This window comes from Buttiauxella warmboldiae (assembly GCF_003818135.1).
Classification (GTDB): domain Bacteria; phylum Pseudomonadota; class Gammaproteobacteria; order Enterobacterales; family Enterobacteriaceae; genus Buttiauxella; species Buttiauxella warmboldiae.
The window spans coordinates 1-6,302 of the sequence record NZ_RPOH01000101.1 but is presented as its reverse complement, the minus strand read 5'-3'; the positions used below and the strand labels follow the sequence as shown (position 1 = coordinate 6,302).

Genomic DNA, 6,302 nt, shown 5'->3' with positions numbered 1-6,302 from the left:
AATTGATTTTCCTTGTTTTTTTAGCGACACACATGAGGTTTGTCCTCAGTCCGGGCGCTTATCTGCGCTTTGCTTGCTAATTTTATTCTCATGTACTGATATTAAGTACCGAGTCCCGCTACGCAGTCAGGAGTCCGTATGCCGATAGCCCGCTGGCAAGCGCGGTTTGAAGAGTATTTACAGCATCACTGGGTGCAGGATGATAAAGCCCACGACGTGGCGCATTTTCGGCGCGTGTGGCAGACCTCGCAGCAGATTATGGAAACTACCGAGGCCGACCGTCTGGTCGTGCTCACCGCGTGTTATTTCCACGATATCGTCAATTTGCCGAAGAACCATCCGCAGCGTCATCTTGCTTCTACGCAGGCAGCCCGGCAGACGTTACGCATTCTTGATGCCCATTTTCCTGATTTTCCGCCCCCGCTCTATGACGCCGTCGCTCACGCGGTGCGGGCGCATAGCTTCAGCGCCGGGATTGCTCCACAGACGCCGGAAGCGAAAATTGTTCAGGACGCCGATCGTCTCGAGTCGCTAGGTGCGATTGGTCTGGCAAGGGTTTTCTATATTTCCGGCGTGCTGGGGCGGCCTCTGTTTGATAGTGAAGATCCGCTGGCCCACAACCGTGAGCTGGATGACTCCACCTATGCTCTCGATCACTTCCAGAAAAAGTTACTCAAACTGCCAGAGACGATGCAAACCGAAGCGGGGCGTGTGTTGGCCCGGCACAATGCCGATTTTTTAGTCAGCTATATGGCTAAACTGTGCGCTGAGCTGAAAGGCGACTATTGCGGAATCGAACAGGAAGTAGTGCAACAATTCTCAACGTCCAAACCTTGTTTCTGAACTGATACAGTGGCCCGTCGCCGCTGCGGGCCGTGCTGATTCTCTCTGGGTCAAATCAGTGATAGAGTGGCACTCTTGTTTCCCAATCCTGGTTCATAATGAACGACTTCGACGCCATTGCCGAACAACTCTCACAGCAATCTCTTCGCCAGCAACAGCAGCAACTGGAAGCAGACTACGCGTTAATGAGCCATATTCTGGAAATCTATGACCAGAAAACCGTGGCGCACCATTTACGCCAGGTGAGCGGGGACTGGACGCGTGAATCGCTCAATCGCTGGTATAACCGCAAATCATCACCGCGTACCCTGACGCCCGCGGAATGCGAAATGCTGCATAATATGCTGCCGCCGCAGCCGCGCCATCACGGGAAATATGTTTTTAAGTTTGTCGATCTGTTTGCCGGTATTGGCGGTATTCGTAGCGGTTTTGAGGCGATTGGCGGGCAGTGCGTGTTTACCAGCGAATGGAACAAGCACGCGGTGCGCACCTATAAAGCCAACTGGTATTGTTGTCCGGAAAATCATCAGTTCAATCAGGACATTCGCGACGTTACTTTGAGCCATCGTGCCGATGTGAGCGATGAACAGGCCACGGCACATATTCAGGCCACCATGCCGGACCACGATGTTTTACTGGCGGGTTTCCCCTGCCAGCCGTTTTCTCTGGCCGGGGTGTCGAAGAAAAATGCTTTGGGGCGTGCGCACGGTTTTGCCTGTGAAACCCAGGGCACGCTGTTCTTCGATGTCGCGCGTATTATTGCTGCGAAACGTCCGGCTATCTTTGTGCTGGAAAACGTTAAGAACCTGAAAAGCCATGATAAGGGCAACACCTTCCGCATCATTATGGAAACGCTGGATAGCCTGGATTATGAAGTGGCGGATGCGGCAATCATGGGGGCCGGGGACCCTAAAATCATCGACGGGAAAAACTTCCTGCCGCAGCACCGCGAGCGCATTGTGCTGGTGGGTTTCCGTCGCGATCTCAATCTGCATAAGGATTTTACGCTCGGTAAGCTTAATAGCCTTTATCCCTCACGCCGCCCCACTTTTGGCGAGTTACTGGAGCCTGCGGTGGAGAGCAAATATATCCTGACGCCGACGCTGTGGAAGTACCTCTACAATTACGCCAAAAAGCATCAGGCCAAAGGGAATGGTTTTGGTTACGGTCTTGTTGACCCACAAAATCCGGCGAGCGTCGCACGCACGTTATCTGCAAGGTATTACAAGGACGGTGCTGAAATTCTTATCGACAGAGGCTGGGATAAAGCGCTGGGGGAAGCGGATTTTGATAATGCGGATAACCAGTTACGTCGACCACGCCGTTTAACTCCGCGTGAATGCGCCCGCTTAATGGGATTTGAAGCGGTGCAGGGAAATCAATTCCGCATCCCGGTATCCGATACTCAGGCATACCGGCAGTTTGGTAATTCGGTGGTGGTGCCCGCGTTTGCGGCAGTTGCTAAATTACTGGAGAGTACAATTAAGCAGGCCGTTAAAAAGCGCCGCGATAATAAGTGATATGGCAGGAGTAGTATAAAGCTTATGCTACCCGCTATTTCTCAATCACCGATGATTAATTGACGTTATGGAGTCGATTTTTCTCGATGCTGATACCATATCTGGCGGTCAGAATACCCGTCTGGAATTGCATGATTTTTGTTTGTTCGTAAGCGTCATTAGCCTCTTTAACTGCTATTTCCTGCCATTGCGCGCTCAGGGCCTTAATTAAAAGGTCACCGCTGCCGGTCTGTTCATATTCAGCGCCGTCAAGGCAGGAGATGGCTGCCAGGCGGTCGAATTGCTGCAGATCTTCAGATAAAAAAGCGTTTTCGGTCATTTTACTGCCGGTTTTATGTTGCCACTCGCTGACCATCGCGCTGCGGAACCGTTTTGCCGCCACCGTCTTACAGCGCTTCACAATATCAGCATTCAGCGTGGTAGCGCGTAAAATGGGGGCCATTTCCCCATTCATAACGGCGTTCCAGTGGGTAATATACTGCCGGGCGAGATTAGTGTCTGCTGCTCCGGCATTACTGTTGAATATGCCACTCAACAGTAATGCCGGGATAAATAATGCTTTGTATAGCTTCATGTTATTGTCTTAAACAAGCCCGGTCCGGGCATTAATAAAGTTAATAAAAATATTTATGAAATGCAGCGCTGTCACATGCCAACAAAATAATGCACCGCTGTTAACAATCAAGCCTGATTTGTTTCATCATCAGGGATGCTGAATATAGAGTGCCATGTTAATTCGGCAGAGCAAAGTTGAAAAACACAGTGAAAACGAACAAATAATATACAAAATATGGTGGATTTTTAGTTGATACAGGGTGTTAGGCCGCTATTTTTAATTGAGTGATGTCCAAAAATAGACACAATCAAATCTGGCGGCATTCTTTTATCATGGCGAATATCATTTCAGTAATAAAATAGCTGACGTGCACCAGATAGCTATTATTCTGTTTTAATGAAATTTGTTATCGGCCTGTTGCTAATATTAAGATGAAGATTCTGATAACGCATAAAAGGGCTACAGATGGCGGATGTGCATAGTAAGGCGGTTCGCAGTAAAAATATGCGAGCCATCACGACACGCGATACGGCCATTGAAAAACGGTTGGCCGGGCTATTAAGCGAATGCGGATTTGCCTTCCGCACGCAGGATGCGGCGCTTGCCGGGCGTCCGGATTTTGTGATTGACGAGCAGCGTTGCGTTATCTTCGCTCACGGCTGTTTCTGGCACCACCACCACTGTTATTTATTCAAAGTGCCGGCAACGCGTACGGAATTCTGGCTGGAGAAGATCGGCCGCAATGTACAACGCGACAGGCGAGATATCCAGCGTTTGCTGAGCGAAGGCTGGCGGGTGCTTTTAGTCTGGGAGTGTGCATTACGCGGGCGTGAAAAGCTGAGCGATCGTGCGCTAACGGAACGGCTTGAAGAGTGGATTTGTAGCGGCGGGCAGTATGCGCAAATCGATACGCTGGGGATTCACAGCATCAGTGAAAGCGGGTGGCAGATACCACCCGGGAGCTGATTACTTCTCAGTCTCACACGCCGTCACCACCGGCTTTGGGGGCAGCAGGTATTTCCCCAGAGTGACCAGCACCACCGCGAAGATAATCACCCCCAGCGCCAGCCATTCTACCGGCGACAGATTCTCCCCGGCAAAACCCGTCCCCAACAGCACGGCCACCACCGGGTTAACGTAGGCATAGCTGGTGGCTAATGCAGGAGCGACATTACGAATCAGGTACATATAGGCACTGATGGCGATAATCGACCCAAATAAGGAGAGATAAGCCACCGCCATAAAGCCGGCCGGCGTCGGCATCGCCGTCAGGCGTTCGCCCGCTATAGCGGATGCCGCCAGCAAAACAATACCTGCCGCCAGCATTTCCACCGCACCGGCCATCAAGCCAGCAGGTAATTCAATACGCGACCCGTAGACCGAGCCAAACGCCCAGCTCATCGACCCAATCAGAATGAGTAACGCCCCCCACGGATTGCCGCTCAGGTTACCGCCGCTATTAAGCAATACGATGCCCGCCAGGCCAATGGCGATACCGAGCCATTCCAGCTTGCGAGTCTGAATGCCGAACAGGCGGCTAAAGCACAGGGTAAAGAGCGGAACGGTGGCGACCATGACCGCCGCAATGCCTGATGGGACATGCTGATGTTCTGCAACGGTTACAAAACCGTTGCCCACCGCCAGTAATAACACGCCAATTAACGCTGCATTAAGCAGCGGGCGCATGGCGGGTAGCTTATGGCCGCGCAGCAGCAGCACGCTAATTAACAATACGCCGGCAATCATAAAGCGTACGCCTGCCATCATAAACGGCGGCCAGCTTTTCACGCCGATGGCGATAGCAAAATAGGTGGAGCCCCAGATGATATATAACGCAAATAGCGCTGCCAGCAACGGCAGTAACTGACCCGAACGAACGCGCATTTTTCCTCACGACATCAATAGCAACAATGCTAATAGTTAACGTCATAACTATCTTGGTGGCGAGTTTTTTACTTTCACAATAAATGTTAATTTTTATTGACATATGAGATGGCTGAGCGGTATGGAAAAAACGCGGTTTGCCTGCTTTTTTATTGAGGGGCCAGTGTTGTTTGCTGGAAAACATCGGGTTTGTCATCGCTCTGAGATGAGTTTGATTTTCGCCCGCTGCTTTTTGTTCCATACTGTTAAGCAAATACATAAAAAAGGAAGACTATTTTGGCCGGAAGTAGCTTATTAACACTGCTCGATGATATCGCCACCCTGCTGGACGATATCTCAATGATGGGAAAACTGGCGGCGAAGAAAACCGCCGGGGTATTGGGAGATGATTTATCACTTAACGCGCAGCAGGTTTCCGGCGTGCGGGCAAATCGTGAATTGCCGGTGGTGTGGCAGGTAGCGAAGGGTTCGGCGATTAATAAAGTGATCCTCGTGCCTCTGGCCCTGATTATCAGCGCCTTCGCTCCCTGGGCTATCACGCCTTTATTGATGATTGGCGGCGCTTTTCTCTGTTACGAAGGCGTGGAAAAAGTGGTACATACGCTCCATGCCCGCAAGCACAAAGAAACGCCGGAAGAGCGCCAGCAGCGGCTGGATGAAATAGCCGCCCAGGACCCGCTGATTTATGAAAAAGATAAGGTAAAAGGGGCCATTCGCACCGATTTTATTCTTTCGGCGGAAATCGTGGCGATTACCTTAGGGATTGTCGCCGACGCACCGTTGCTCAATCAGGTGCTGGTGCTGTCCGGGATCGCTATCGTCGTCACGATTGGCGTGTATGGTCTGGTGGGAATAATCGTTAAGCTTGACGACCTCGGTTTCTGGCTGGTGGAGAAAACCTCGGTTATCGCGCGCGGTATCGGTAAAGGGCTGCTGGTGCTGGCTCCGTGGCTGATGAAATTCTTATCGGTTGTGGGCACCCTGGCGATGTTCCTGGTCGGCGGCGGTATTCTGGTGCACGGTATTCCGGTCCTTCATCATGCTATTGAAAGCTGGACGCAGCAGCTGGGCGGGGTCATTCATCTGCTCGGACCCACCGTGGCTAATCTGGTTATCGGCTTTATCATCGGGGCCATCGTGCTGGCAGGCGTTAATGGTATCAATCGCCTGCGTGGGCGCGCAGTTCACTAACTTTTTAGCTAAAGTTCTGCCGTTTATCAGAAAAATGGCAGGCCATTGTCTATAACGGTGGAAGTTTTACCCGGATACAGGCTATTTCTTCTACATAATTCACTCTGGCAATCTGTTACGGTGTGTTATGCAAGCTTCCCTGAGTTTCCGTTCACCCGAACGCATGATTATCTCTGTGGCTTCTGTATATGGTGAACGTGTCATGGGGCTCACGCCAGCCCCATGACAACCCCGGCGCCCGGCCAGTCAATCGCCGCGAGCGGTAAACACCGTTTTTCACCCAACATTCGGGGTCGTTCGCGACCCGT

6 protein-coding genes are annotated in these 6,302 nt (G+C 51.4%); 4 read left to right on the top strand and 2 right to left on the bottom strand.

Annotated features, from left to right (window positions below; translation table 11 throughout):
* Positions 1 to 138: 138 nt before the first annotated feature.
* Together EHN07_RS19490 and EHN07_RS19485 are read left to right on the top strand one after the other, a co-directional pair.
* On the top strand, positions 139 to 843 hold the full coding sequence (locus EHN07_RS19490) for a phosphohydrolase (RefSeq protein ID WP_124025666.1): 705 nt from the start codon (positions 139 to 141) through the stop codon (positions 841 to 843).
* A 98-nt stretch (positions 844 to 941) separates the two neighbouring features.
* On the top strand, positions 942 to 2,363 hold the full coding sequence (locus EHN07_RS19485) for a DNA cytosine methyltransferase (protein WP_124025665.1): 1,422 nt from the start codon (positions 942 to 944) through the stop codon (positions 2,361 to 2,363).
* A gap of 55 nt (positions 2,364 to 2,418) precedes the next feature.
* Here the strand turns inward: EHN07_RS19485 and EHN07_RS19480 are convergent, their stop codons facing one another.
* Positions 2,419 to 2,937 carry a hypothetical protein gene (locus tag EHN07_RS19480; RefSeq protein ID WP_124025664.1) on the bottom strand — a complete coding sequence of 173 codons (519 nt, stop codon included), beginning with the start codon at positions 2,935 to 2,937 and terminating at the stop codon, positions 2,419 to 2,421.
* 447 nt (positions 2,938 to 3,384) lie between these two features.
* On the opposite strand from EHN07_RS19480, the gene EHN07_RS19475 reads away from it, so the two are divergent.
* Positions 3,385 to 3,885 carry a very short patch repair endonuclease gene (locus EHN07_RS19475; protein WP_124025663.1) on the top strand — a complete coding sequence of 167 codons (501 nt, stop codon included), beginning with the start codon at positions 3,385 to 3,387 and terminating at the stop codon, positions 3,883 to 3,885.
* On the opposite strand, the gene yedA is transcribed toward EHN07_RS19475, so the two are convergent.
* Positions 3,886 to 4,803 (bottom strand): drug/metabolite exporter YedA, encoded by a 918-nt coding sequence (gene yedA / locus EHN07_RS19470; RefSeq protein WP_124025662.1) that lies wholly within the window; start codon positions 4,801 to 4,803, stop codon positions 3,886 to 3,888.
* Between the two features lie 276 nt (positions 4,804 to 5,079).
* On the opposite strand from yedA, the gene EHN07_RS19465 reads away from it, so the two are divergent.
* Positions 5,080 to 5,994 (top strand): DUF808 domain-containing protein, encoded by a 915-nt coding sequence (locus EHN07_RS19465; RefSeq protein ID WP_124025661.1) that lies wholly within the window; start codon positions 5,080 to 5,082, stop codon positions 5,992 to 5,994.
* Positions 5,995 to 6,302 lie beyond the last annotated feature (308 nt).